Genomic DNA, 23,464 nt, shown 5'->3' with positions numbered 1-23,464 from the left:
TACGCTCGGACGGGTGACACTCCTGCTCGGACCGGTGCTTCGGCACGTCGACGAGACCAGCGCGCTGGTCTGGGTGCAGACCTCCGGCCCGTGCCGCGTCTCGGTGCTCGGCTGCGACGCCGCGACCTTCGAGGTGTCGGGCCACCACTTCGCCCTGGTCCAGGTGACCGGGCTGGCGCCGGGCACCCGCACCGCCTACGAGGTCCACCTCGACGGCGAGCAGGTCTGGCCGCTGCCGCACTCGCCGTTCCCGCCGAGCCTGATCGCGACGCGCGGCGCGGACACCGAGGCCCACCAGCGGATCGTCTTCGGCTCCTGCCGCTACGTGAAGCTGGCCGACCCGAAGCTGGCCCGGCAGTACGGTCTCGACGCGCTCGACGTCTACGCCGGCCGGATGGCCGGGCTGCCCCCGGAGACCTGGCCGACCACGCTGCTGCTGCTCGGCGACCAGGTCTACGCCGACGAGCTCACCCCGCAGACCCGGCGGCGGATCGCCGGGCGGCGGGAGCGGCACCCGGACTGGCCCGATGACGAGATCGTCGGCTTCGACGAGTACTCGGGCCTCTACCGCGACACCTGGTCGGACCCCGAGGTGCGGTGGATGCTCTCCACTGTCCCCACCGCGATGATCTTCGACGACCACGACGTCCGCGACGACTGGAACACCTCCGGCGCCTGGCGCGAGCAGATCGCCCGCACGCCCTGGTGGTCCGAGCGCATCCGCTCCGGCCTGGCCTCCTACTGGGTCCACCAGCACCTGGGCAATCTCTCCCCCGCCGAGCTCGCCGCCGACCGGACCTGGCAGGAGGTGCAGGCCGCCGAGGGCGACGTCTGGCCGCTGCTGTCCGAGCGGGCCGCCCTGTGGGACCGCGAGACCGGCGACGGCGACGACACCCACAAGGACGAGCGGTTCTCCTTCTGCTGGGAGCTCGGCCGCACCCGGCTGATCGTCATCGACTCCCGCAACGGACGGATCGTCGAGTCCACGCCGCGCCGGATGGTGTCCGACGCCGAGTTCGACTGGATCTCCGCCAAGGCGCTCGCCCCCGGCGACGTGGACCACCTCGTCCTGGGCACCTCGGTGCCCTGGCTGATGCCCCAGGTCATCTCCGACCTGGAGGCCGCGACCGAGAAGGGCGCGAACGGCTCCGGCCGGGTCGCCGCCGTCGCCGAGTGGGCCCGCCAGGAGGCCGACCTGGAGCACTGGCCCGCGTTCGGGCACTCCTTCGCCCGGCTCGCCGAGCTGATCCGCGAGGCGTGCCGCCCGCGCGCCGGGGACGCCCCGCCCGCCACGGTGTCGGTGCTGTCCGGCGACGTCCACCACTCCTACGCCGCGGTCGCCGACGTGCACACCCACGCCCCCGGGGACCGGCCGGGTCGCGGCCCGGAGGGCACCCGGGTCCACCAGCTGACCTGTTCACCGGTGCACAACGTCGTCCCCGCGGTGATGCGGGTGATGTTCCGGATCACCTGGTCGCGGCTGCTGGGCAGGATGACGACCCGCTGGACCCGCCGGACCGGGGCCGGCAGCGCGGGCGTGGCCTGGGAGCGGACGACCGGTCCGCTGTTCGGCAACCTCGTCGCGACCCTGGAGACCGACGGGCGACGGGCGTCGTGCCGGTTCGAGCGGCCGCGCTCGGCCGCGGTGCTCGACACCGCGGCCGAGGTCGTGCTGACCCCGCAGGCCCCGCCCATGGCGGCCCGGCAGCGGAGGGGGACCACCCCGGCGGCCTGACCGGGGCCTCGGTGACGGCTCGTCAGTACCCGGTACGGGCCAGCCAGCCCGTCCAGACCTCGGTGTCGCCGAGGACCTGGAGACGGTCGTCGTCGGCGGGGATACGACGGGTGACGCCCCGGAGCAGGTCGGCGGCGGTGCCGCGGACGGCGGCGTCGCCCTTGCCGTGCCCGTGCTCCCAGACCACGCGCCCGCCCGCGCCGCGCACCATCCACTCCCCTGCCGCGTCCGGCACCTCGTCGGTGGAGTGCAGGTGCAGCGTGGCGCCGTCGGCGAGCGGCGGCTCGTCGGCGGCGGGGCGGGCGGCGAGCAGTCCCAGCCACTCCGAGACGCCGTCGGCGGCGACCTGCGGGTCGATCGGGAACGGCGCCCCGAGCGCGACGGCGGCGTCGGCGCGGTGCACCGTCGCCTCGTGCAGCCGCCGCCGCACCCACCACGCCGAGGGCTGCGGACCGGTGAAGGTCCACACCGGCGCGGTCGGCCCCGCCGCGACGACGGCGTCGAGCAGCTCGGTCGCGCCGTCGCGCAGCCACTGCGCCGCGACCTCCTGACCGCCCTCGGGCGGCTTCCCGCCGGGCACCTCGCGCGGGTCGAGGGCCTCGGTGGCGCCGGTGGCGACCATCCGGGCCGCCCACCGGTGCCCGCGCCCGACGTGCCGGAGCAGCTGCAGCAGCGTCCAGCCCGGGCAGGTCGGGACCGGGGTGGCCGGATCGGCCGCCGCCAGGAGGGTGGCCAGCCGGTCGTTCTCCGCGAGGAGGACGGCGGCGTACGGGTCGACCGCGGTGCGGTCCGGTGTCGTGGTCATGAATTCGTACCCCCGGTCGCGGAACATGTGGGTGGGTTGCGGCGAGTCGTGCATGACGATCGCGGAGTTCGGGTAGGCATGGATCATGCCGCCTCATCGCGACTGGACGCGACGGGGCGCGGGGCGGGCACTGCTGTACTGGCCGTTGACGGCCTTCCTGCTGGTGGCTGCCTTCCCCGCGTACTCCGTGGTGCTGGTCATCGCCTCCGGGATCCTGCTGCCCACCCTCGGCCTCGTCGCCGGGCTGGCCGGGAAGCGCTGGCGGGCGCGCAAGCTCGCCCGGGCGCGTCGCGTGCTGTCCGACGTCGTGGAGCCCGCCCCGCCCGCCGACGACGACCTGGTCGCGCACGAGGGCGAGCCCGAAGCGACCGGTCCCGAAGCCTCCTGGCCGACCGGCCGGCACGCCCGCCGGGTCCGCGACCAGGCCGCTCCGGTCACCGAGGAGCCCGCGGCACGCGACGCGGCCTGACCCGCACCGTACGACCCCTGTGACGCTCGCCGGGTTCCTTGTACGTCCGATACTAGGATGTCAAACTAAACCGGCCGGGACACCGCCGTCCGCCCGGCGGGAGGAACGTCCCCGATGAGCACGGACACGAACGCGCAGGCCGAGCTGCACGTCCCCACGCACCCGGTCCGTTTCGTGACCGCGGCCAGCCTGTTCGACGGGCACGACGCCGCCATCAACATCATGCGCCGGATCCTGCAGCGCCAGGGCGCCGAGGTGATCCACCTGGGTCACAACCGCTCGGTCGACGAGGTCGTGACCGCCGCCATCCAGGAGGACGTGCAGGGCGTCGCCATCTCGTCCTACCAGGGCGGGCACGTCGAGTACTTCTCCTACCTGGTCGAGCTGCTGCGCGAGCGCGGCGCCGGCCACATCAGGGTCTACGGCGGGGGCGGCGGCGTGATCGTCCCCGAGGAGATCGAGCTGCTGCACTCCCGCGGCGTCGCGCGCATCTTCTCCCCCGAGGACGGCCAGCACCTGGGCCTCCCCGGAATGATCAACATCATGATCCGTGAGTGCGACACCGACCTCGCGGCGCAGCCGCCGTCGTCGTTCGACGGGCTGTTCTCCGGCGAGACCGCGACCCTGGCGCGGGCGCTGACCCTCGCGGAGTCCGGGACACTGCCCCAGGAGGTCCGCGAGCGCGTCGCCGCCGCCGAGCGCCCGGTCCCGGTCCTCGGCATCACCGGCACCGGCGGCTCCGGCAAGTCCTCGCTGACCGACGAGCTGGTCCGCCGGTTCCGGCTCGACCAGGAGGACAAGCTCCGCATCGCGGTGCTCGCGGTGGACCCGACCCGGCGCAAGGGCGGCGGCGCGCTGCTCGGCGACCGCATCCGGATGAACGCGCTGTCTTCCGGGCCCGCCGGCGCAGGAGGCAGTCACAGCCCGGTCTTCTTCCGCAGCCTCGCCACCCGCGGCAACGACGGCGGCTCACTGCCCGAGCGGCTCGGTGACACCATCGCGGTGCTCCGCTCCGCCGGGTTCGACCTGGTGGTCGTCGAGACGCCCGGCATCGGCCAGGGCGACGCGGGCATCGTCCCGTTCGTCGACCACTCGCTGTACGTGATGACGCCGGAGTTCGGCGCCGCGTCCCAGCTCGAGAAGATCGACATGCTGGACTTCGCCGACGTCGTCGCGATCAACAAGTTCGAGCGCCGCGGCGCCGAGGACGCCCGGCGCGACGTCGGCCGCCAGCTGGTGCGCAACCGTGAGGAGTTCGGCGCGACCTGGGAGGACATGCCGGTCTACGGCACCTCGGCCGCCACCTTCAACGACGACGGCGTCACCGCGCTCTACCAGCACCTGCGCGACCTGCTCGCCGAGGGCGGGCTGACCGTCGGCGAGGGGCGTCTCCCCCGCGTCGACACCAAGACCTCCAGCGACTACGCGGCCGTCATCCCGCCGGAGCGGGTCCGCTACCTCGCCGACATCGCCGGTGCGGTGCGGGACTACCACGCCGACACCGAGACCCATGCCCGGGCGGCCCGCACCGCGCAGCACCTGCGCACCGCCGCCGAGCTGGTCGGCGGCGACGACCTCGACGAGGCGCTGCGCACCGCCGAGAAGAAGGTCCCCGCCGAGTCCGCCGAGCTGCTGGAGTCCTGGCCGTCGCGGGTCGAGGACTACTCCGGCGACGAGTACGTCTACACCGTGCGGGACAAGGAGTTCCGCACGAAGCTGACCCGCGAGACGCTGTCCGGCAACCCGGTGCGCCGGGTCGCGCTGCCGAAGTTCGACGACGACGCCGCGCTGCTGCGCTTCCTGCGCCGGGAGAACCTGCCCGGCTTCTACCCCTTCACCGCCGGGGTGTTCCCGTTCAAGCGGGAGGGTGAGGACCCGGCCCGCATGTTCGCCGGCGAGGGCGACCCGTTCCGCACCAACCGGCGGTTCAAGTACCTGTCGGAGAGCTCGGACGCCAAGCGCCTGTCGACGGCGTTCGACTCGGTCACCCTCTACGGCCACGACCCGGACACCCGCCCCGACATCTACGGCAAGGTCGGCACCTCGGGCGTCTCGATCGCGACCCTGGACGACCTCAAGGCCCTCTACGACGGCTTCGACCTGTGCTCGCCGACGACCTCGGTGTCGATGACGATCAACGGCCCGGCGCCGACGATCCTCGCCTACTTCCTCAACGCCGCGATCGACCAGCAGGTCGACCGGTTCCGCGACGAGCAGGGCCGCGAGCCCGACGAGGCCGAGCGCGACGAGCTCGTCGCCTACGCGCTGGCGAACGTCCGGGGCACGGTGCAGGCCGACATCCTCAAGGAGGACCAGGGCCAGAACACCTGCATCTTCTCCACCGAGTTCTCGCTGCGGATGATGGCCGACATCCAGGAGTGGTTCATCGCGCACAAGGTGCGCAACTTCTACTCCGTCTCGATCTCCGGTTACCACATCGCCGAGGCCGGGGCGAACCCGATCAGCCAGCTCGCCTTCACCCTCGCGAACGGGTTCACCTTCGTCGAGAGCTACCTGGCGCGCGGCATGGAGGTCGACGACTTCGCGCCGAACCTGTCGTTCTTCTTCTCCAACGGCATGGACGCCGAGTACACGGTGATCGGCCGGGTCGCCCGCCGCATCTGGGCGGTCGCGATGAAGGAGCGCTACGGGGCCAACGAGCGCTCCCAGAAGCTGAAGTACCACGTCCAGACCTCGGGACGGTCCCTGCACGCGCAGGAGATGAACTTCAACGACATCAGGACCACGCTGCAGGCGCTCTGCGCGCTCTACGACAACGCGAACTCCCTGCACACCAACGCCTACGACGAGGCGGTCACCACCCCCACGCAGGAGTCGGTGCGCCGCGCGATGGCCATCCAGATGATCATCAACAAGGAGTGGGGTCTGTCGCTGAACGAGAACCCCCTGCAGGGCTCGTTCGTCGTGGACGAGCTCACCGACCTCGTGGAGGAGGCGGTGCTGCGCGAGTTCGAGTCGATCGCGGAGCGTGGCGGTGTGCTCGGGGCGATGGAGACCGGCTACCAGCGCGGCCGGATCCAGGACGAGTCGATGCTCTACGAGCACCGCAAGCACACCGGTGAGCTGCCGATCGTCGGCGTCAACACCTTCCTCAAGCCGGCCGACCCGGACGAGGCGCACCAGGAGATCGAGCTGGCCCGCGCCACCGAGGCCGAGAAGCAGTCCCAGCTCGACCGGCTCGCGGACTTCCAGTCCCGGCACCGCACCGAGGCCGAGCAGGCGCTGCGGCGGCTGCAGGACGTCGCGACCGGTGACGGCAACGTGTTCGACGAGCTGATGCGGGCCGCGCGGGTGTGCTCGCTGGGCCAGCTGACCACGGCGTTCTTCGAGGTCGGCGGACAGTACCGGCGCAACATGTGACGGCGGGCGGGGCCGGTCCACCCGGCCCCGCCTCCCTCACCAGCGGCCGCGCCGGTTCGGGATCCGCGCGGCCGCCAGGCCGACCGCCGCGAGCGCCACCGCCAGCACCCCGTAGGCGATCCCGGCGGCGACGCCCGGGTCCTCGGCGGCGGTCACCGCGGCGGTCAGCACCGACACCGCGGCGATCCCACCCATCTGCCGGAACATGATGCGCAGCCCGGACACCGCGGCGACCTCGTCGGGCACCAGGTGCATGCCGGCGTTGTTGGCGGCCGGCCCGGACAGGCCCGTGCCCAGCCCGAGCAGGGTGGAGCCGGCGAGCAGCCACACCGTGGGCCCGCCGAACGGGGGAGCCACCGCGGTGACCACCAGCCCGGCGACGACGGCGACCAGGCCACCGAGCAGCAGCGGCCGGAAGCCCAGCCGGCGCAGCAGCGCGACCGCGGCCGCCGAGGTGACGATGGTGCCGACCGCGCGGCCGGTCAGCAGCGCCCCGGCGACGAACGCGGGAAGGTCGTAGCGGACCTGGGCGTAGAGCGGCAGGGTCGCCGAGAACCCGATCACCACGGCGCCGAAGACGACGTTGGTGACGTTCATGATGCCCAGACCGCGCCCGGCGAGCAGGTGCATCGGGACGACCGCGTCGGGCCGTCGCCGGGCGTGCCGGATGAACACCACACCCGCCGTCAGCGCGACCACCCCGGCCAGGGCGGTCCAGCCGGGCCCCGACCCCGGCGAGCCGAGCCGGGTGATGGTGAGCATCGTGGCCAGCAGGGTCACGACGAGCAGCGCGATACCGGCGGCGTCGATCCGCGCGGTCCGCCGGTGCGGAGGGTCGTCGACCAGGGCCAGCCCGACGGCGACGAGCAGGATCCCGATCGGCACGTTCACCAGGAAGATGCCGTGCCAGGTCCAGGTGGTGAGTACCAGCCCGCCGACCAGCGGCCCGAGGATCGCGCCGATCGGGAAGACGCTGGTGAACAGCGCAAGCGCCCGGTCCCGGTCACGGCCGAACTGGTGCGCGACGATCCCGTTGGCGGCCGGCAGCATCACGCCGCCGGCGAGTCCCTGCACCAGCCGGCAGGCGATGAGCACGCCGATCGAGGGACTGAGCGCGCTCAGCCCGGACATCACCGTGAACACGGCGACCCCGGCCAGGAACATCCGCCGGCCACCGAAACGGTCGGACAGCCAGCCGCCCAGTGGCAGCGCCAGGATCTGCCCGACGGCGGCGACGGTCACGACCCAGCCGGTCCAGGCCAGGTCGGCGCCGAGGTCGCCGCTGATCGTCGTCAGCGCGGTGGCGACCGACGTCCCGTCGAGGGAGAACATCAGCAGCGCCAGACCGACGACGGCGAAGACCGGCACGCGCCGTGGCAGCGGGTCGTCGCCGGGCGGCCCGGCGGAGCCGTCCCCGGCCGGGCGGTGGGTGTCGTGGGCGGCGTCGGTCACGTGGTGGGCACACCTGCTCTTCCCGGAGGAACCGGACATGATGTGCTTACCACAAGCTAAACACCTCGGGCGGGTCGGCCGCCCGTCCGGCTCAGCGGCGGGGGCGGCTGCGTCGACGGCCGCGGTTCCAGCCGCCGAGGATGCCGATCGCCTCGACGAACGACTCCGCAGCCTTGGAGAGCTTGCGTCCGGCCTTCCGCATCGGGGTTCCTCCGAAGATGTGTCTGGTGCTGGGGGCGAGACCTCACCGTGACAGACCACGGCGAGTCGTCGACACGGGGGCACTGGTCCATGAGGGTGACGAACCGGACAGCGTCCGGTCCCGTCGTGGACGTCGACCACCCGGGCGGAGCACCACGGCACGGCGTGTCGAGTGGCGGCGGCACCGACGGAGCAACGCCGGGGTGGACGCGCCGGGCCACTGCTCCAGGTGGGGAGAAGCGCGTCTCACACCGCGGGCGCCGGGGTCCGGCGCAGGACCAGCGCCAGCGCCAGGGCCCCCACCAGCAGCGCGCTGACGTAGCCGACGACGCCCGCCCAGCCGGCGTGGTCGTAGGCGACCCCGCCGACGGCGCCGCCGATGCTGGACCCGGCGTAGTAGCCGACCAGGTAGAGCGACGACGCCTGGGCCGGCACCGCACCGGGCAGCATCGCCGAGCGCCGCCCCACCCAGGAGCTGGCGACCGAGTGGGCGCCGAAGAAGCCGACGGTCACCAGCAGCAGCCCGGCCAGGGTGGTGAGGAGCAGGTCGGGCAGGGTCACCCAGATCCCGCCGAGCGCGACCAGCGTCGCCACCCACAGCACCGGGCGGCGCCCGAACCGGTCCCCCAGCCTGCCCGCGCCGGTGGAGGCCCAGCTGCCGGCGAGGTAGCCGAGGAACACCAGCCCCACCAGGGTGCCGGGCAGCGAGAACGGCGGGGCCAGCAGCCGGAACCCGAGGTAGTTGTAGACGGTCACGAACGCGCCCATCAGCAGGAACGCCATCCCGAACAGGCAGAGCAGGCCCCGGTCGGTGAGGTGGCGGCGCAGCGGCCCGCCGAGATCGCGCAGCCGGGTGCGGGCCGGGGCGGGCGCCGTCGCGGGCGGCAGGAGCAGCCGGAACGCGACGGTCGCGAGCACCGAGACCGCACCGACGGCGGCGAGCCCGGCCCGCCAGCCGCCGAGTTCGGCGACCCAGGACGCGACGAGCCGCCCGGACAGCCCGCCGAGGGTGTTGCCGGCGATGAGCAGCCCGACCGCGCCGCCGAGGTGCCGCGGCGCGACCTCGTGGGTGAGGTGGGCCATCGACAGGGCGGGCAGCGCCGCGAGGGCGATGCCCTGCAGCCCGCGGACGACGACGAGGGTCTCGAAGGTGGGCGCCAGCGGGGCGAGCAGTGCGAGGACCGCCGACGCCGCGAGCGCCCAGGTCATGACCCGTGCGCGGCCCCAGGACTCGGTGAGCGCTGACAGCGGCAGTACGGCGAGGGCGAGGGTGCCGGTCGTCGCCGACAGGACCAGGCTGGCCGTCGACGAGGGCACGCCGAACTCCACCGAGAGCGTCGGCAGCAGCCCCTGCACGCTGTAGACCAGCACGAACGTCGCCAGACCCGAGAGCCACAGGGCGATGCCGAGCCGCCGGTAGCCGGGGGTGCCGCGCTCATGGGGCGGGGCGGGCCGGGTGGCGGTCGGAGCCGGGGGACGCTCGGTCGTTGTCATCGCACACGACCGTAGGTGCCGACGTCGGATGCGTCCAATGCATGCTTCGTGGACGTATCATGCGTCGATGCATGAGTCGTTGGCGCCGGCGCTGCACCGCTTCGTCGCGGTCGCGCACGACGGTCACCTCACCCGCGCCGCGGAGCGGATCGGGGTCCCGCAGCCCACGCTGTCGCGGGCGATCGCCCGGCTGGAGGGCGAGCTGGGCGTCGCGCTGTTCCGCCGGTCCGGTCGCGGGCTGGCGCTGACCGCGGCCGGGCGGACACTGCTGCCGCGGGCCGAGGCCGCGCTGGCCGAGCTCGGTGCGGGCGTCGCCGAGCTGGCGGGCGACGCCGACCCGGTCACCGGCCGGGTCGCGCTCGGCTTCCTCGGGACGATGGGCACCTCCGCGGTGCCGGGGATCCTGCGGGAGTTCCGGGAGCACCACCCGCGGGTGCGGATCGAGCTGGTGCAGGTGCCGCACGCGGCACTGCTGGAACGGGTCCGCGACGGCCGGGTCGACCTGGCCCTCACCTCCCCCGTGCCCGACGAGCCGGGCCTGGTCGCGACCCCGCTGGCCGAGGAGGAGCTGCGCCTCGCGGTGCCGTCCGGGCACCGGCTGGCGGGAGCGGGTGACGCAGATCTGGCCGAGGTCGCCGACGACCCGTTCCTGCTGTTCGCCCGCGGCTACGGGTTGCAGGGGGTGGTGGAGTCGTGGTGCGCGCAGGCCGGGTTCCGCCCGCGCCGGGCGTTCGAGGGCGGGGAGACGGCGACGCTGCGCGGCCTGGTCGGGGCCGGGCTGGGCGTCGCGCTGCTCCCCGCCGGGCCGGACGTGCCGGGCGTGGTGCAGGTGCCGGTGCGCAGTCCGCACACCGTCCGGACGCTGGGGATGGTGCACGCGGCCGACCCGCGGCCGACGGCGCCGGTGCGGGACCTGCGGGAGTTCGTCGTCCGGCACGGGCCACGGTGGCTGGCGGACCACGGGTGACCCGCCGGGATACGGTCGACCCCATGACTGCGCGGACTGCGGCACCGGTCGACGACGAGGGCCGCGAGGTCGCGGTCGCGGGCACCGTGCGGCGGGTCGTGTCGATCGTGCCCTCGCTGACCGAGGCACTGGAGGCGACCGCGCCCGGCACCGTCGTCGGCGCGACCGACTGGTGCACCCACCCCGGCGACCTCGGCGCGGAACGGATCCGGGGGACGAAGAACCCCGACGTCGAGCGGATCGTCGCGCTTGCCCCGGACCTGGTCGTCGCCAACCAGGAGGAGAACCGCCTCCCCGACCTGGACGCGCTGCGCGCCGCGGGGCTGCCGGTCTACGTCACCGACATCCGCGACGTCGACGGCGGCCTGGCGTCACTGGGCCGCCTGCTCGCCGCCTGCGGGCTCGGCGAGCCCGGCTGGCTGCGCGAGGCCCGCGAGCTGTGGGCGGCCGTGGAGCCCGCGTCGCCGCGGCGGCGCGCCGTCGTGCCGATCTGGCGGCGGCCGTGGATGGCCGTCGGCTCGGACACCTTCACCGGCGCGGTGCTGGAACGGCTCGGGATCGACAACGCGCTCGCCGGCTCCCCCGAGCGCTACCCGCGGATCGACCCCGCGGCGCTGCCGGAGCACGACCTCGTCGTGCTGCCCGACGAGCCGTACCTGTTCACCGCCGACGACGGGCCCGAGGCGTTCGACGCGCCGTCGGCGCTGGTCAGCGGGCGGCTGCTGACCTGGTACGGGCCGAGCCTGGTGGAGGCGGCTCGGGAGTTGCCCGCCGCGCTCGGGACCCGCTGAGCGCCCCCGGACGTCGTCACCGCGGCGGGACGAGCGCCGCGACGAGGGCACGCAGGTCGGCCGCCATGTCGAACCCGCCGGGGTCGGCGGGGTCGGCCGGGGCGCCGCCGGGAGGGCGGTCGAGCAGCCATTGGACCTGCAGCCCGTCGGCCGCGGCCACCAGCAGCCGGGCCACCCGGTCCGGGGTGAGCTCCCCGGCGGGCGCCGCGCCGGTTCCGGCGTCCGCAACGGGATCCGCACCGGGCTCCAGCTCCGCGGCGAGCGCGGTGCGCAGCCGGTCGTAGCGCCGGGCGAACCAGTCGTGGGCGGCGTGGCCCGGGTCGGTCGCCTCGGCCGAGGTGACCGCGTACAGCCGGACCAGACCGGGCTCGGACCCGTTGTCGCGCACGGTCTCCAGCAACGCCTCGGGACCGGTCCCGGGCTCGGCGCGCGCGGCGGCGGAGCGCTCGTCGCGGGCCTGCAGCACCGCGACCAGCAGCGCCTGCTTGGACCCGAAGTAGTGGAACAGGGTCGGCTCGCTGACCCCGACCCGGCGCGCGATCTCCTTCGTCGACGACGCGTGGAACCCGCCGGTCGCGAACACCTCCAGCGCCGTGTCCAGGATCTGCTCCCGCCGCTGCCGCCCCTTGGCGTAGCGCCCGCGTGCCGTCGTCACCGGCCGAGGCTAGCCCATCAATACCGAGTGTCACTAGGTTTTCACGGGTACGGTGGCCCCATGCCTTCCGTCGACGAGGACCTGCTCACCACGCTCATCGCCCGGCTCGACCTGGAGGCGAAGGTCCGGCTGCTGACCGGGGCCGACTTCTGGTCCACCCCGGCCGAGCCCGCGATCGGGCTGCGCCGGATGGTGCTGTCGGACGGCCCGTCCGGGGTGCGCGGGGAGAGCTTCGACGAGCGGTCGCCGTCGCTGTCGCTGCCGTCGTCGACGGCGCTGGGGGCGACCTGGGACCCGGAACTCGCCCGCCGCTACGGCTCGGCCCTGGGCGCCGAGGCCCGCCGGCAGCACGCCGACGTCGTCCTCGGGCCGACGATCAACCTGCACCGCACCCCCTTCGGCGGCCGCCACTTCGAGGCGCTGTCGGAGGACCCGCTGCTGACCGGCGAGCTCGCCGCGGCCTACGTGGAGGGACTGCAGGCGCACGGGGTCGCCGCGACACCGAAGCACTACGTCGCCAACGACGCCGAGTCCGAGCGCTTCACCGTGGACGACGCGGTCGGCGAGCGGGCGCTGCACGAGCTGTACCTGGCCGCGTTCGAACCGGCCGTCACCCGGGCCGGGGCGTGGGCGGTGATGTCGGCCTACAACGGAGTCAACGGGGCGACGATGAGCGAGAACCCGCTGCTCGCCGAGCCGCTCACCGGCGAGTGGGGCTTCGACGGGCTCGTGATGTCGGACTGGGGCGCGGTGCGCACCACGGTCGCGTCGGCGCGCGCCGAGCAGCACCTGGTGATGCCCGGCCCGGTGGGCGCCTGGGGCGAGCGCCTGGTCGCCGCGGTGCGCGACGGCGAGGTCGAGGAGTCCGTCGTCGACGGCAAGCTGCGGAGGCTGCTGCGTCTGGCCGCCCGGGTCGGCGCGCTGGAGGGGGCGCCGACGCCGCCCGCCGCCCCGGCCGCCGAGGACGGCGCCGACGTGGCCCGCGGGCTCGCCGCCGCGGGCAGCGTCCTGCTCCGCAACACCGGCGAGCTGCCGTGGGACGCCTCGTCGCTCGGCACGGTCGCGGTGCTCGGGCACAACGCCGCGCTCGCCCGCACCCAGGGCGGCGGGAGCGCCACGGTCCGGCCCGCCGCGGTCGTCGCGCCGCTGGACGGGCTGCGCGCCGCGCTCGGCGAGGACCGGGTGCGCTACCGGCTGGGCGCGCAGGTCGCCGAGGGCGTGCAGCCCTTCGACCCGGCCACGGTCACCGACCCGGTCACCGGGGAACCCGGACTGCGCGCGGTGTTCCGCGCCGCGGACGGCTCCGCGCTGCGCAGCGAGCACCGGCTCGGCGCCTCGCTGATCTGGATGGGCGCCGAGATCCCCGACGACGCCGAGACCGTCGAGGTGTCGGCGCGGTGGGCACCCGAGCCCGGGACGCACCGGGTCGGGGCCGCCGCCGTCGGGCACGTGACGGTGCACGCCGACGGGACGGCGGTGCTCGACACCGAGGCCGTCCTGACCGGCGACGAGGGTCCGGGCGCGGCGATCTTCGAGGCCCCCTCGGTGACCGGGGAGGTCGGCACCGACGGACCGGTCGACCTGGTGTTCCGGTTCCGTCCGTCCGGCGGCGAGGCCGGCATGGCGCTGTTCGCGCTCACCGTCGGGACCGAGACCGTCGTCGCCGACCCGCAGGCCGAGGTGGCCGCGGCGGCCGCGCTGGCGGCGGCCTGCGACGTCGCCGTCGTCGTGGTCGGGACCAGCGACCGGATCGAGAGCGAGGGCTTCGACCGCACCTCGCTGGCACTGCCCGGCCACCAGGACGACCTGGTCCGGGCCGTCGCCGCGGCCAACCCGCGCACCGTGGTGGTGGTCAACTCCGGCGCCCCGGTGCTGCTGCCCTGGCGCGACGAGGTGGCCGCGGTGCTGCTCGGCTGGTTCGGCGGGGAGCGCTTCGGCGACGCCGTCGCCGACGTGCTGCTCGGGCACGCCGAGCCGGGCGGGCGGCTGCCGACCACCTGGCCCGCCACGGGCGAGGAGCGCTCGGTGCTGTCCGGGCGCCCGACCGGCGGCGTCCTGCGCTACGACGAGGGCGTGCACGTCGGGCACCGCAACTGGCTGCGCCACGGCGAGACGCCGGCGTACCCCTTCGGGCACGGGCTCGGCTACACCACCTGGGCCCTCGACGACGCCGTCGCCGGGCCCTGGTCGGCCGACGGGGTCGCGGTGACGGTCACCCTGACCAACACCGGTCACCGGGCGGGCCGCCAGGTCGTGCAGGCCTACCTGTCCCGACCCGGCTCCGACGTCGAGCGGCCCGCCCGCTGGCTGGCCGGCTGGGCGGTCGTCGACGCCGCCCCCGGCACGACGATGGCCACCGTGGCCGTGTCGCGGCGGGCGTTCCGCCACCGTGCGGGCGGGACGTGGGCGACCGAGCCGGGGACCTACGACCTGCACCTCGGGTTCTCCGTGGCCGACACCCCGTTGCACGCGACGGTGGAGGTCGTCGGCGAGGGCTGAGCGGTCAGCCGGCGTGCGCGGCCCGCACCAGGTCCGAGCACTTCTCCCCGATCATCATCGTGGTGATGTTCGGGTTGATCGCCGGCAGGAACGGCATCGCCGACGCGTCGGCGACCCGCAGGCCCTGCACCCCGCGGACCCGCAGCTGCGGGTCCAGGACGGCGCCCGGGTCGTCGTCGGTGCCCATCCGTGCGGTGCACGCCGGGTGGTAGACGGTGTTGTGGGTCTTGGTGATGTAGTCGGCGAGCTCGTCGTCGGTCACGGCGTCCGGGCCGGGTGCCAGCTCGGCGGCGATCCACTCCTTCAGCTGCGGCTGCTCGGCGATGCGGCGGGCCAGCCGGACGCCCTCGGTCATCACCCGCATGTCGTGGCCCTCGGGGTCGGTGAAGTAGCGCGGATCGACCCGGGCCCGGTCGCGGAAGTCGCGGGTGCGCAGCCGCACGGTGCCCCGGGACCGGCCGCGGGTGACGTTCGGGGTGAGGCAGAACCCGTTGTCGGTGGTCGGGTAGCCCCAGCGCAGCGTGTTCATGTCGAACGGCACCGAGCCGTAGTGCATCATCAGGTCCGGCCGGTCCAGGGCCGGGTCGGTGCGGTGGAACAGCCCGATCTCCCACCACTGGGTCGACTCGGTGACCATCGGCTTCGCCGCGTCCCAGAAGACCAGGCCCTCGACGTGGTCGTCGAGGTTCGAGCCGACGCCGGGCAGGTCCGAGCGGACCTCGATGCCGAACTCGCGCAGGTGCTCCCCCGGGCCGATGCCCGAGAGCATCAGCAGCTTCGGGGTGTCGATCGCCCCCGCGGAGAGGATCACCTCGCGCTCGGCGTGCGCGGTCTCACGGCCGGGGCCGATCCCCCGCTGGTACTCGACGCCGGTGGCGCGGGTGCCGTCGAACAGCACCTGCGAGGCCCAGCAGTCGGTGCGCACCTCCAGGTTCGGGCGCGAGTCCAGGATCGGGTGCAGGTAGGACACCGAGGCCGAGGCGCGGGTGCCGTCGGGGAAGGAGTTGATCTGGAAGTACCCGGCGCCGTCGGTGACGGTGTGGCCCTCGTTGAACCGCACCGTCGGCATACCGACCTGCGCGGCGGCGGCCAGCACGGCGTCGCCGCAGGGATCCTTCGCGGGGATCTGCATGAGGTTGACCGGGCCGGAGCGGCCGTGGCCGTCCCAGTCGCCGTCGTTGGTCTCCAGGCGCCGGATCAGTGGCCAGCACTCGTCGGCGGACCAGCCGGTCAGGCCGGACGCGGCCCACTCGTCGAGGTCCTCGCGCGGGGTCCAGAAGGCGATGCAGGAGTTGTGCGAGCCGCAGCCGCCGAGGACCTTCGCGCGGGCGTGGCGCATGTGGGAGTTGCCGCGCTCCTGCGGCTCGACCGGGTAGTCCCAGTCGTAGCCGGAGTCGAGCAGCGCCATCCAGTCGGTGAGCCGCAGGATGTTCGGGTCGCCGACGTCGGACGGGCCCGCCTCCAGCAGCAGTACCCGCACGGCGGGGTCCTCGGAGAGCCGCGCCGCGAGCGCGCAGCCCGCCGAGCCGCCCCCCACCACGACGTAGTCGAACCGGTCGGTCATGCCGTCTCCCCCATGCCCTGCTCGATCTCCTTCGCCCGGTGCTCGGGCAGACAGCCGAGCCCGTGCCGGCCGCGCAGCCGGAACCACGTCAGCCCGGCCAGCGCGACGACGCCGATGAACAGGAACGCGACGAACCGCAGCCACCCGGTGCCGTAGACCTCCTCACGGGGCCAGGCCAGGTTGATCGCCATCGACGCGCCCCACAGCACCGCCAGCACGTTCACCGGCAGGCCCAGGCGTCCCAGCGAGAAGTACCCCTTCTGACCCTCGTCCGGCCAGTGCCCGCGCAGTCGCCGGACCAGCATCGGCACCGTGACCAGCAGGTACGCGATGTAGATCATGATGATCGCCACGCTGGTGACCGCGGTGAACACCTCGGGCACGCCGATGTTGGCGACCAGGATGAGGACCGCGACGACACCGACGACGATCGCCGGGACGACCGGCGTCTTGTGCTTCGGGTCGATCCGGGCCAGCACCGCGCCCGCGGGGAGCGCGTTGTCCCGGGCCATCGCGAACATCAGCCGGATCGCGGCGGTGTGCACCGCGAGCAGGCAGACGATCACCGCGATGCTGATGGTGATCAGGAAGATCCGGCCGATCGTGCCGCCGGCGACCTCCAGCAGCACCATCTGCCCGCCACCGTCCTTGCTGCCCAGGCGCGGGTCGGCCAGGTCGGGGGCGGCCAGGATGATGCCGAGCAGGATCAGCCCGCCGAGCACGAAGGAGGCGACCACCGCGCGCAGGATCGCCGCCGGGGCCGTCCGGCGCGGGTCCACCGTCTCCTCGCCGAGCGAGCTGGCGGTGTCGAAGCCGTACATGACGTAGGCCGAGGCGAGCGCCGCGACGAGGAACGTGCCGAAGTACCCACCGCCGCCGGCGGCCGGGGCCGGGGTCTCGAACAGCACCGAGACGGGGTTACGGATGCTGAGCAGCAAGGCCACGACGATGACGACCGCGGCGATCAGCTCGATGAACACGCCGGTGGAGTTGATCCGTGCCATCAGCTTGACACCGACCGCGTTGATCACGGTGGTGAGCACGATGAGGATCGCCCCGAGCAGCACGCCGTTGACCGCGGCGTCGCCCGCGTCGGAGGCGTCGCCGATGATCTGGAAGCCCGACCAGATCTGCGGGAACGTCAGCTGCGCGGCCAGTGCGACCGCGGCCAGCGACACCACCGAGGCGGTGAACATCATCCAGCCGGCCAGCCAGGACACCGTCGGCCCGGCCAGCTGCTTGGACCAGTTGTAGACCGACCCGGCGACCGGGTAGCGCCCGGCCAGCTCGGCGAAGGACAGCGCGACCATGAACTGGCCGGCGAACACCATCGGCCAGGACCACCAGTAGGCCGCGCCGCCGGTGCCGAAGCCGAAGTAGAACAGCTGGAACGTGCCGGTCAGGATCGAGATGTAGCTGATCCCGGCCGCGAAGCTGGCGAACTTGCCGATGCTGCGGTCGAGGGTCTGGCTGTAGCCGAACTCGGCGAGCCCTCCCCCGTCGCCGTCCGCGTCCGGGGACGGGTCCCGCCGGGTCGGTTCGGGAACGGTCATCGTGGACCTCCTGGGCCGTTGCGTCGCGTCATCATGGCGGCCTCAGCGGCCCGAGAACCATCCCTGGGGCTGCGGAGCGGTGTTGGTCCACACGTGCTTGATCTCCTGGTACTCGGCCAGCCCGGTCGGTCCCAGCTCGCGGCCGTTGCCGGACCGGCCCATGCCGCCCCACTCCGCGCCCGGGAAGTAAGGGTGGAAGTCGTTGATCCAGACGGTGCCGTGGCGCAGTGCGGACGCGACCCGGTGGGCGCGGCCCATGTCGGCGGTGAACACCGCACCGGCCAGCCCGTACTCGGTGTCGTTGCCCAGGCGGACGGCCTCCTCCTCGGTGTGGAACCGCTCGACGGTCAGCAGCGGGCCGAAGGTCTCCTCGCGGATCAGCCGCGATCCCGGCGCCAGGTCGGTGATGACCGTCGGCAGGTAGAAGTAGCCGTTCGCCAGGTCGGGGTCGTCCGGCCGGGCGCCGCCGCAGCGGATCGTGGCGCCCTCGGCACGGGCGGCCGCGACGAAGTCCTCGATCTTGGCCAGGTGCGCGGCGGAGACCAGCGGGCCGACCTCGACGCCGTCGGTGAGACCGTTGCCGAGCCGGATCAGCTGCGCGCGGCGCACCACCTCGTCGACGACGGCGTCGGCGACCGAGTCCTCGATGATCAGCCGGGCCCCCGCGGAGCAGACCTGGCCGGAGTGCAGGAACACCGCGAGCATCACGTAGTCGACGGCGAGCTCGAAGTCGGTGTCGGCGAAGACGATGTTCGGGTTCTTCCCGCCCAGCTCGACGGCGGTGCGCTTCACCGTCTCGGCCGACGCACGGATGATCTTCTGGCCGGTCGACAGGCCGCCGGTGAAGCTGACCATGTCCACGTCCGGATGCTCGGTCAGCGGGGCACCGACCGACGGCCCGTCGCCGAGCACGATGTTCACCACGCCGGCCGGGATCCCGACCTCCTCGCACAGCTCCACCAGCACGATCGAGGTGAGCGGGGTGACCTCACTGGGCTTGATCACCATGGTGTTGCCCGCGGCGATCGCCGGGGCGACCTTCCAGGACAGCTGCAGCAGCGGGTAGTTCCACGGCGTGATCAGGGCGCAGACGCCGACCGGCTCGTGCACGATCCGCGACACCACCGCCGGGTTGCCGGTGTCGACGATCCGCCCGGCGTCCTTGTCGGCGAGCCCCGCGTAGTAGCGGAAGACGGCGGTGACGTCGTCGACGTCCTGGCGGCCCTCCGCGATCGTCTTGCCCGTGTCGAGGGTCTCCAGCCGGGCGATCCTCTCCCGGTCGCGGACCAGCAGGTCGGCGATCCGCCCGAGGAGCGCACCGCGCTCGCCGGTCGTGGTCCGCCGCCACGGCCCGTCGTCGAAGGCACGGCGCGCGGCGGCGACGGCACGGTCGACGTCGTCGGGCCCTGCCTGGTCGACCTCGGTGACGGTCGAGGCGTCGTAGGGGTTGACCACCGGGGCGGTCCCGGCGGACCCGGTGGTCCAGCTTCCGTCGATGTAGAGGCTCGGCACGGCGCGAGCTTTCACCGGGAACCGGTCGATGTGCAAACCCGGGCCGGCGTCCTTGCGCGGGGAGACGGTCACGCTTTCCGGCCGCCCCCGTGGCGACGTACCGATTGCCGGGGTTAGGGTTGCGCGATGAGCAACACGGTGCGCGGACGGGAGCCCGGGGTGCAGTCGGTCGACCGGGCCATCACCCTGCTGACCCTGCTGGCCGACCGCAGCGAGGCGGGGGTCAGCGAGCTCGCCGCCTCGCTCGACGTCCACAAGTCGACCGCGTTCCGGCTGCTCGGGGCGCTGGAGGAGCGCGGACTGGTCGAGCAGATCGCCGACCGCGGCAAGTACCGCCTCGGGTTCGGGCTGATCCCGCTCGCCGGCCGTGTCGCCGAGCGCCTGGAGGTCACCACCCAGGGCCACCCGGTCTGCGAGACGCTCGCTGAGCGGCTCGGCGAGACCGTCAACATCGCCATCCCCGACCGCGGGTGGGCGGTCAACGTCGACCAGGCCCGCGGCCCGTCGATGGTCACCACGTTCAACTGGCTCGGCCGGATCACCCCGATGCACAACACCTCCAGCGGCAAGGTGCTCCTCGCCTCGGTCGTCCTCGACGACCCGGGGACGATGCCGGACACTGTGCCGGAGCAGGGCCGGGACACACTCGTCGAGGAGCTGCGCCGGGTCCGCCGGCACGGGTACGCGTGGTCGCTGGAGGAGTTGGAGACCGGCCTCAACGCCGTCGCCGCGCCGGTGCTGGACCACGGTGGTGCGGTGGTGGCCGCCCTGTCGGTGTCCGGGCCCGCCTACCGGCTCTCCGCCGAGCGGATCGAGCGGATCACCCCGGAGGTCGTCGCCGCGGGGCGTGAGATCAGCCGTCGCATGGGGTTCTGGCGCGACCGCTGAGCCGCGGGCCTACGGCGGCGGGGCCGGCGCGGGCCCCTGCAGGCGTTCCAGCACCGGCGGCAGGGTGCGCTCCAGCTCGTCGCCGTGCCGCTCGAACTCGCGCCGCAGGAACGGCGCCGCCAGCTTCAGCAGACCCTTGAGTCGCACCCGGGCGTGGAAGCTCACGACGCTCCCCCCGCCCTCGGCCGGCTCGACGACGATCTCCTCGGTCGCGGTGACCGTCGGGTTCTCCCCGACGAACACGACCCGACCGGCCGTCAGCTCCCGCAGCGTGTGGTCGAGCTCGCTCTCCCGTCCGCCCCACACCGACACCGTGTGCCAGGCGGCGCCGACCGCGACCGGGCCGCCGCCGTCGGAGCGGGTGCTGGAGCGCACGGTGGGGTCCCAGATCTCGCTGTGCCCGTGGTCGGCCAGGTAACCGAGCACCGTCTCGGCAGGGGTGGACACCGTCATCACCCGCTGGACGCCGACCACGACGCTCCTCTCCCCGGCCGGGCGCCGCTCGGGGCCCGGCCCGCTGCTCCCGACCGGCGCAGATGGTCTCACGACGACCGGTCATGATCGAGAGCCCCGTGCCGGTTTCCCCGGAACGCCCGTGCCGGGGGCGCGCGGCACGCACACTCCCCCCGACGCGGGCGGGCCGGGCGGGCCCGCCACCGACGACGGAGGTGCCGCGGTGCACGACCGAGACCCAGCGGTAGCGCCGTGGACGAGCGGCCGGGCCCGCCCCGGACCGCACCCGTCAACGGGCGGGGTGGCGCGCTCCGACCCGGACGCGCTCGACGCCGCCGCCACGGCGCTCGACCGCGTCGCCGAGGCCCTCACCGGGGACGCGGCGCTCGTCGGCCCCGCCGTGCCGGTGCCCGGCTTCGCGGCCGGGGCGGCCGCCGCGGCCTGGGAGGACGCGATGGTGCGGGCCGTCCGGGAGCACGCGGGGTACACCGCGTCGACGGCGTCGGCCCTGCGCGCGGCCGCCGCGGCCTGGCGCGCCGCCGACGACGACGCGGCGGTGGCGTTCACCGGACGCGCCTCGTGAGCGCCGGGCCCGCGCTGGGCGACCTCGTGGCCGCCGACCCCGGCGCGTGGCTGCGCCGCGCCGGCACCTGGGACGGGGTGTCCCGGGCCCTGTCCGACCGCGCGGCCGAGCTGGAACACTCCGCACCGGAGTCGTGGAGCGGCGCCGACGCCGACGCGGCCGCGCTCGCCCGCGCCGAGCAGGTGCGCAGGCTGCGTGCCGACGCGGGCACCGCGTCCCGCGCCGCGCAGGTGCTGGGCACCCACGCCGGTGAGGTACTCGACGCCCAGCGCCGGCTCGTCGTCGCCGCGCTGGCGGTGCACCCGCAGTTCGTCGTCGACCTCGAGCGCGGCACACTGTGCGCCGGCCTCGCCGCGCACCCGCCGGGTGTGTGGCGGCTGCCCGCGTTGGTCGCCCGCTTCGGGGCGGACCTGGTCCGCCTGTCCGCCGCGGTGGCCGACGCCGTCGGCGCCGCCACCCGGTCCGACCACGCCACGGCCGCAGCGCTCGACGCGCTCCGCCCCGCCCCCGCGGCGGTGTCCCGCCCGGTCGCGCCCGCCGCGGCGCCGCCCGCCGGTGCGGACGCCGGCGCCGTGCGGTCCTGGTGGACCGGGCTGCCCGGGGCCGACCGGGAGCAGCTGCTGCACACCCGGTCCGGGCTCGTCGGCGGGCTGGACGGCGTGCCGGTCGCCGACCGGGACCGGGCGAACCGGGTCCTGCTCGACGCCGAGCTCTCCCGGCTGCGGGCCCGGGCGGCGCTGCTGGACCGGGCCGGGGACACCGCGGGCGCGGACCGCGCCCGGCGGGCCTCGGCCGGACTGGAGACCATCCGCCGACGCCTGGACGCCGGCGACGCGTACCTGCTCCGCCTGGAGCGCGGGGACACGGGCGGGCGGCTCGTGCTCGCCGTCGGCGACCCGGATCGCGCCGCGCACGTGCTCACCCACGTCCCCGGGACGACCGCGGGCTGGGGCACGGTGCCCGGCGACCTGGCACGGGTCGAGGCGACCCGCGCGGCCGCCCGGGCGGCCGCACCGGACGGTGCCGTCGCCGCGGTCCTGTGGACCGGCTACGACGCTCCCCCGGACCTGCTCGCGGCTGCGGACCCCGCTGCCGCCCGCGCCGCCGCCGGGGACCTGCGGTCCTTCCAGGACGGTCTGCGGGCCGGGCACGCCGGACCGGTCCACCTGACCGTCGTCGGGCACTCCTACGGCTCGACGGTGCTCGGGAACGCCGCCCGGGGCGGCCTCGCCGCCGACGACGTCGTGTTCGTCGGCAGCCCCGGGACCGGCGCGGGGCACGCCTCCGAGCTCGGCACCGCACCCGGGCACGTCTGGGCGACGACCGCGCGGCACGACCCGATCGGTCGAGTGCCCGGGGTCGAGGTCTTCGCGACCTCGCGCGGTCTCGCCCCGACCGGGCTCCTGCACGGCCCGGACCCGGCGGCACCGGGGTTCGGTGCACGGGTGTTCGACTCGGCCCCCGGGTCGGCGCTCCCGCGCCCGGACGACCCGGCCACCCCGAACGACGAGTCCGCGTTCGCCGCCGCGCACGGCGGCTACTGGGACCCCGGCTCGCCGAGCCTGAGCACCCTGGGCCGGATCGTCGCCGGAGCGCCCGTCCCGCCGTGACACTCCGTCATGGGCGATCCGCTTTGCGAGACCACCGCACGTCCGTCCGGCCGAACGAACGACCGCTCAACGAACGAGAGATGGGCCAGGTCACAGGTAGTCGTCAGACCAACCGCGACTAGCCTGTCCCGGACGTGGGCACGGGCAGTAGCATGCGGGCGTGACCGAGACCGAGAGCAGACCGGCACGGCGCACCGGCCGTCCGCCACTGACCGACCGCGCGACACTGCTGGCCGCTGCGCGCGAGCTCGGCTTCTCCGACCTGACGGTCGGCGCGGTGACCGCCCGGGTCGGCGTGAAGTACTCCACGTTCTACCGCCACTTCCCCAGCCTGGAGGCGCTCGTCGCCGCGCTCGTGGACGACGTGGTGACCGACGACGTCTTCCCCGCGACCGACGAGGGCCGGTGGCAGGAGCAGATGCTGGCGTTCGCGGCGGCGACGTTCGACGTGATGGCCGAGCACCCGGGCCTCGCCCCCGCGATGGTGCGGCTGCCGGAGTCCCCCGACGCGATGATGTCGGCGTTCCGGCGACTGACCGACCGGCTGCTGGAGGCGGGCTTCACCGCCGAGGACGCGGCGCTGGGCGCCTCGACCGCCATCCAGATGGGAATGCAGCCGTGGCTGGCGGCCAACTCCTCCGGCATCGGGGACGCGCGCCGGCGTGACCAGGTGCTGGAGTCGGCCGAGCCGTTCGACGCCCAGATCCGGTCGGTGTTCCGGGACCGGATCGACGACCCGCCGCGCAGCTGGACGCTGAGCCGCGTCGAGCTGGTCGTCGCCGGGCTGGAGACCCGCCTGGCGTCCTGACCCCCGACACGACGACGCCCGGGGTGCTTCGCGTGAGCACCCCG

At 74.4% G+C, this 23,464-nt stretch carries 18 protein-coding genes; 10 read left to right on the top strand and 8 right to left on the bottom strand.

Going from position 1 to position 23,464, the window contains the following annotated elements:
• Positions 1-13: 13 nt before the first annotated feature.
• A complete protein-coding gene (locus ZF1_RS09750; RefSeq protein WP_482637044.1) occupies positions 14-1,735 on the top strand; it encodes an alkaline phosphatase D family protein in 1,722 nt (573 codons plus the stop codon).
• A 22-nt stretch (positions 1,736-1,757) separates the two neighbouring features.
• Here ZF1_RS09750 and ZF1_RS09745 read toward each other — a convergent pair whose 3' ends face one another.
• Positions 1,758-2,627: a maleylpyruvate isomerase family mycothiol-dependent enzyme gene (locus tag ZF1_RS09745; RefSeq protein ID WP_482637043.1), complete on the bottom strand. Its 870-nt coding sequence runs from the start codon at positions 2,625-2,627 to the stop codon at positions 1,758-1,760.
• Here ZF1_RS09745 and ZF1_RS09740 point away from each other — a divergent pair.
• Both ZF1_RS09740 and icmF read left to right on the top strand, forming a co-directional pair.
• The gene (locus tag ZF1_RS09740) at positions 2,626-3,009 is read left to right on the top strand and encodes a hypothetical protein (RefSeq protein WP_482637042.1); all 384 of its coding nucleotides are present in this window, start codon (positions 2,626-2,628) and stop codon (positions 3,007-3,009) included. The two genes, ZF1_RS09745 and ZF1_RS09740, sit on opposite strands and share 2 nt — an antisense overlap.
• Before the next feature lie 114 nt (positions 3,010-3,123).
• A complete protein-coding gene (icmF, locus tag ZF1_RS09735) occupies positions 3,124-6,390 on the top strand; it encodes a fused isobutyryl-CoA mutase/GTPase IcmF (protein ID WP_482637041.1) in 3,267 nt (1,088 codons plus the stop codon).
• A gap of 36 nt (positions 6,391-6,426) precedes the next feature.
• Here icmF and ZF1_RS09730 read toward each other — a convergent pair whose 3' ends face one another.
• Positions 6,427-7,842: an MFS transporter gene (locus ZF1_RS09730; protein WP_482637040.1), complete on the bottom strand. Its 1,416-nt coding sequence runs from the start codon at positions 7,840-7,842 to the stop codon at positions 6,427-6,429.
• A gap of 447 nt (positions 7,843-8,289) precedes the next feature.
• On the bottom strand, positions 8,290-9,537 hold the full coding sequence (locus tag ZF1_RS09725; RefSeq protein ID WP_062401638.1) for an MFS transporter: 1,248 nt from the start codon (positions 9,535-9,537) through the stop codon (positions 8,290-8,292).
• A gap of 67 nt (positions 9,538-9,604) precedes the next feature.
• On the opposite strand from ZF1_RS09725, the gene ZF1_RS09720 reads away from it, so the two are divergent.
• Both ZF1_RS09720 and ZF1_RS09715 read left to right on the top strand, forming a co-directional pair.
• Positions 9,605-10,504, top strand: a complete 900-nt coding sequence (locus ZF1_RS09720; protein WP_482637039.1) for a LysR family transcriptional regulator — start codon at positions 9,605-9,607, stop codon at positions 10,502-10,504.
• Between the two features lie 23 nt (positions 10,505-10,527).
• Positions 10,528-11,295: a helical backbone metal receptor gene (locus ZF1_RS09715; RefSeq protein ID WP_482637038.1), complete on the top strand. Its 768-nt coding sequence runs from the start codon at positions 10,528-10,530 to the stop codon at positions 11,293-11,295.
• A gap of 16 nt (positions 11,296-11,311) precedes the next feature.
• Here the strand turns inward: ZF1_RS09715 and ZF1_RS09710 are convergent, their stop codons facing one another.
• Positions 11,312-11,950 carry a TetR/AcrR family transcriptional regulator gene (locus ZF1_RS09710; RefSeq protein ID WP_482637037.1) on the bottom strand — a complete coding sequence of 213 codons (639 nt, stop codon included), beginning with the start codon at positions 11,948-11,950 and terminating at the stop codon, positions 11,312-11,314.
• 60 nt (positions 11,951-12,010) lie between these two features.
• On the opposite strand from ZF1_RS09710, the gene ZF1_RS09705 reads away from it, so the two are divergent.
• A complete protein-coding gene (locus tag ZF1_RS09705) occupies positions 12,011-14,449 on the top strand; it encodes a glycoside hydrolase family 3 C-terminal domain-containing protein (protein WP_482637036.1) in 2,439 nt (812 codons plus the stop codon).
• Positions 14,450-14,453: 4 nt separating this feature from the next.
• Here the strand turns inward: ZF1_RS09705 and ZF1_RS09700 are convergent, their stop codons facing one another.
• Genes ZF1_RS09700 through ZF1_RS09690 form a run of 3 tightly spaced genes read right to left on the bottom strand, consistent with a single transcriptional unit; the run spans position 14,454 to position 19,078 of the window.
• On the bottom strand, positions 14,454-16,013 hold the full coding sequence (locus tag ZF1_RS09700) for a GMC family oxidoreductase (RefSeq protein ID WP_482637035.1): 1,560 nt from the start codon (positions 16,011-16,013) through the stop codon (positions 14,454-14,456).
• Complete coding sequence (locus ZF1_RS09695; protein ID WP_482637034.1) at positions 16,010-17,566, bottom strand: APC family permease; 1,557 nt, start codon at positions 17,564-17,566, stop codon at positions 16,010-16,012. The genes ZF1_RS09700 and ZF1_RS09695 overlap by 4 nt, the downstream gene beginning before the upstream one ends.
• A gap of 42 nt (positions 17,567-17,608) precedes the next feature.
• Positions 17,609-19,078, bottom strand: coding sequence for an aldehyde dehydrogenase family protein (locus tag ZF1_RS09690; protein WP_482637033.1), 1,470 nt, complete (start codon positions 19,076-19,078; stop codon positions 17,609-17,611).
• Between the two features lie 126 nt (positions 19,079-19,204).
• Here ZF1_RS09690 and ZF1_RS09685 point away from each other — a divergent pair, with 126 nt between their 5' ends.
• Positions 19,205-19,966: an IclR family transcriptional regulator gene (locus tag ZF1_RS09685; protein WP_174525552.1), complete on the top strand. Its 762-nt coding sequence runs from the start codon at positions 19,205-19,207 to the stop codon at positions 19,964-19,966.
• Positions 19,967-19,975: 9 nt separating this feature from the next.
• Here ZF1_RS09685 and ZF1_RS09680 read toward each other — a convergent pair whose 3' ends face one another.
• Positions 19,976-20,440, bottom strand: a complete 465-nt coding sequence (locus ZF1_RS09680) for an SRPBCC family protein (protein WP_073574048.1) — start codon at positions 20,438-20,440, stop codon at positions 19,976-19,978.
• A 280-nt stretch (positions 20,441-20,720) separates the two neighbouring features.
• On the opposite strand from ZF1_RS09680, the gene ZF1_RS09675 reads away from it, so the two are divergent.
• The 3 genes from ZF1_RS09675 to ZF1_RS09665 all read left to right on the top strand — a co-directional run bounded on the left by ZF1_RS09675 (position 20,721) and on the right by ZF1_RS09665 (position 23,420).
• Positions 20,721-21,002 carry a hypothetical protein gene (locus tag ZF1_RS09675; RefSeq protein WP_482637032.1) on the top strand — a complete coding sequence of 94 codons (282 nt, stop codon included), beginning with the start codon at positions 20,721-20,723 and terminating at the stop codon, positions 21,000-21,002.
• Entirely contained in the window at positions 20,999-22,612 is a 1,614-nt protein-coding gene (locus ZF1_RS09670) for an alpha/beta hydrolase (RefSeq protein WP_482637031.1), read from the top strand. Before ZF1_RS09675 ends, ZF1_RS09670 begins: the two co-directional genes overlap by 4 nt.
• Before the next feature lie 160 nt (positions 22,613-22,772).
• Positions 22,773-23,420, top strand: coding sequence for a TetR/AcrR family transcriptional regulator (locus tag ZF1_RS09665; RefSeq protein ID WP_482637030.1), 648 nt, complete (start codon positions 22,773-22,775; stop codon positions 23,418-23,420).
• Positions 23,421-23,464: the final 44 nt, after the last annotated feature.

It is taken from the genome of Pseudonocardia sp. ZF1 (assembly GCF_056835605.1).
The sequence above is the reverse complement of the archived record's forward strand: the minus strand, read 5'-3'. Positions and strand labels throughout refer to the sequence as shown.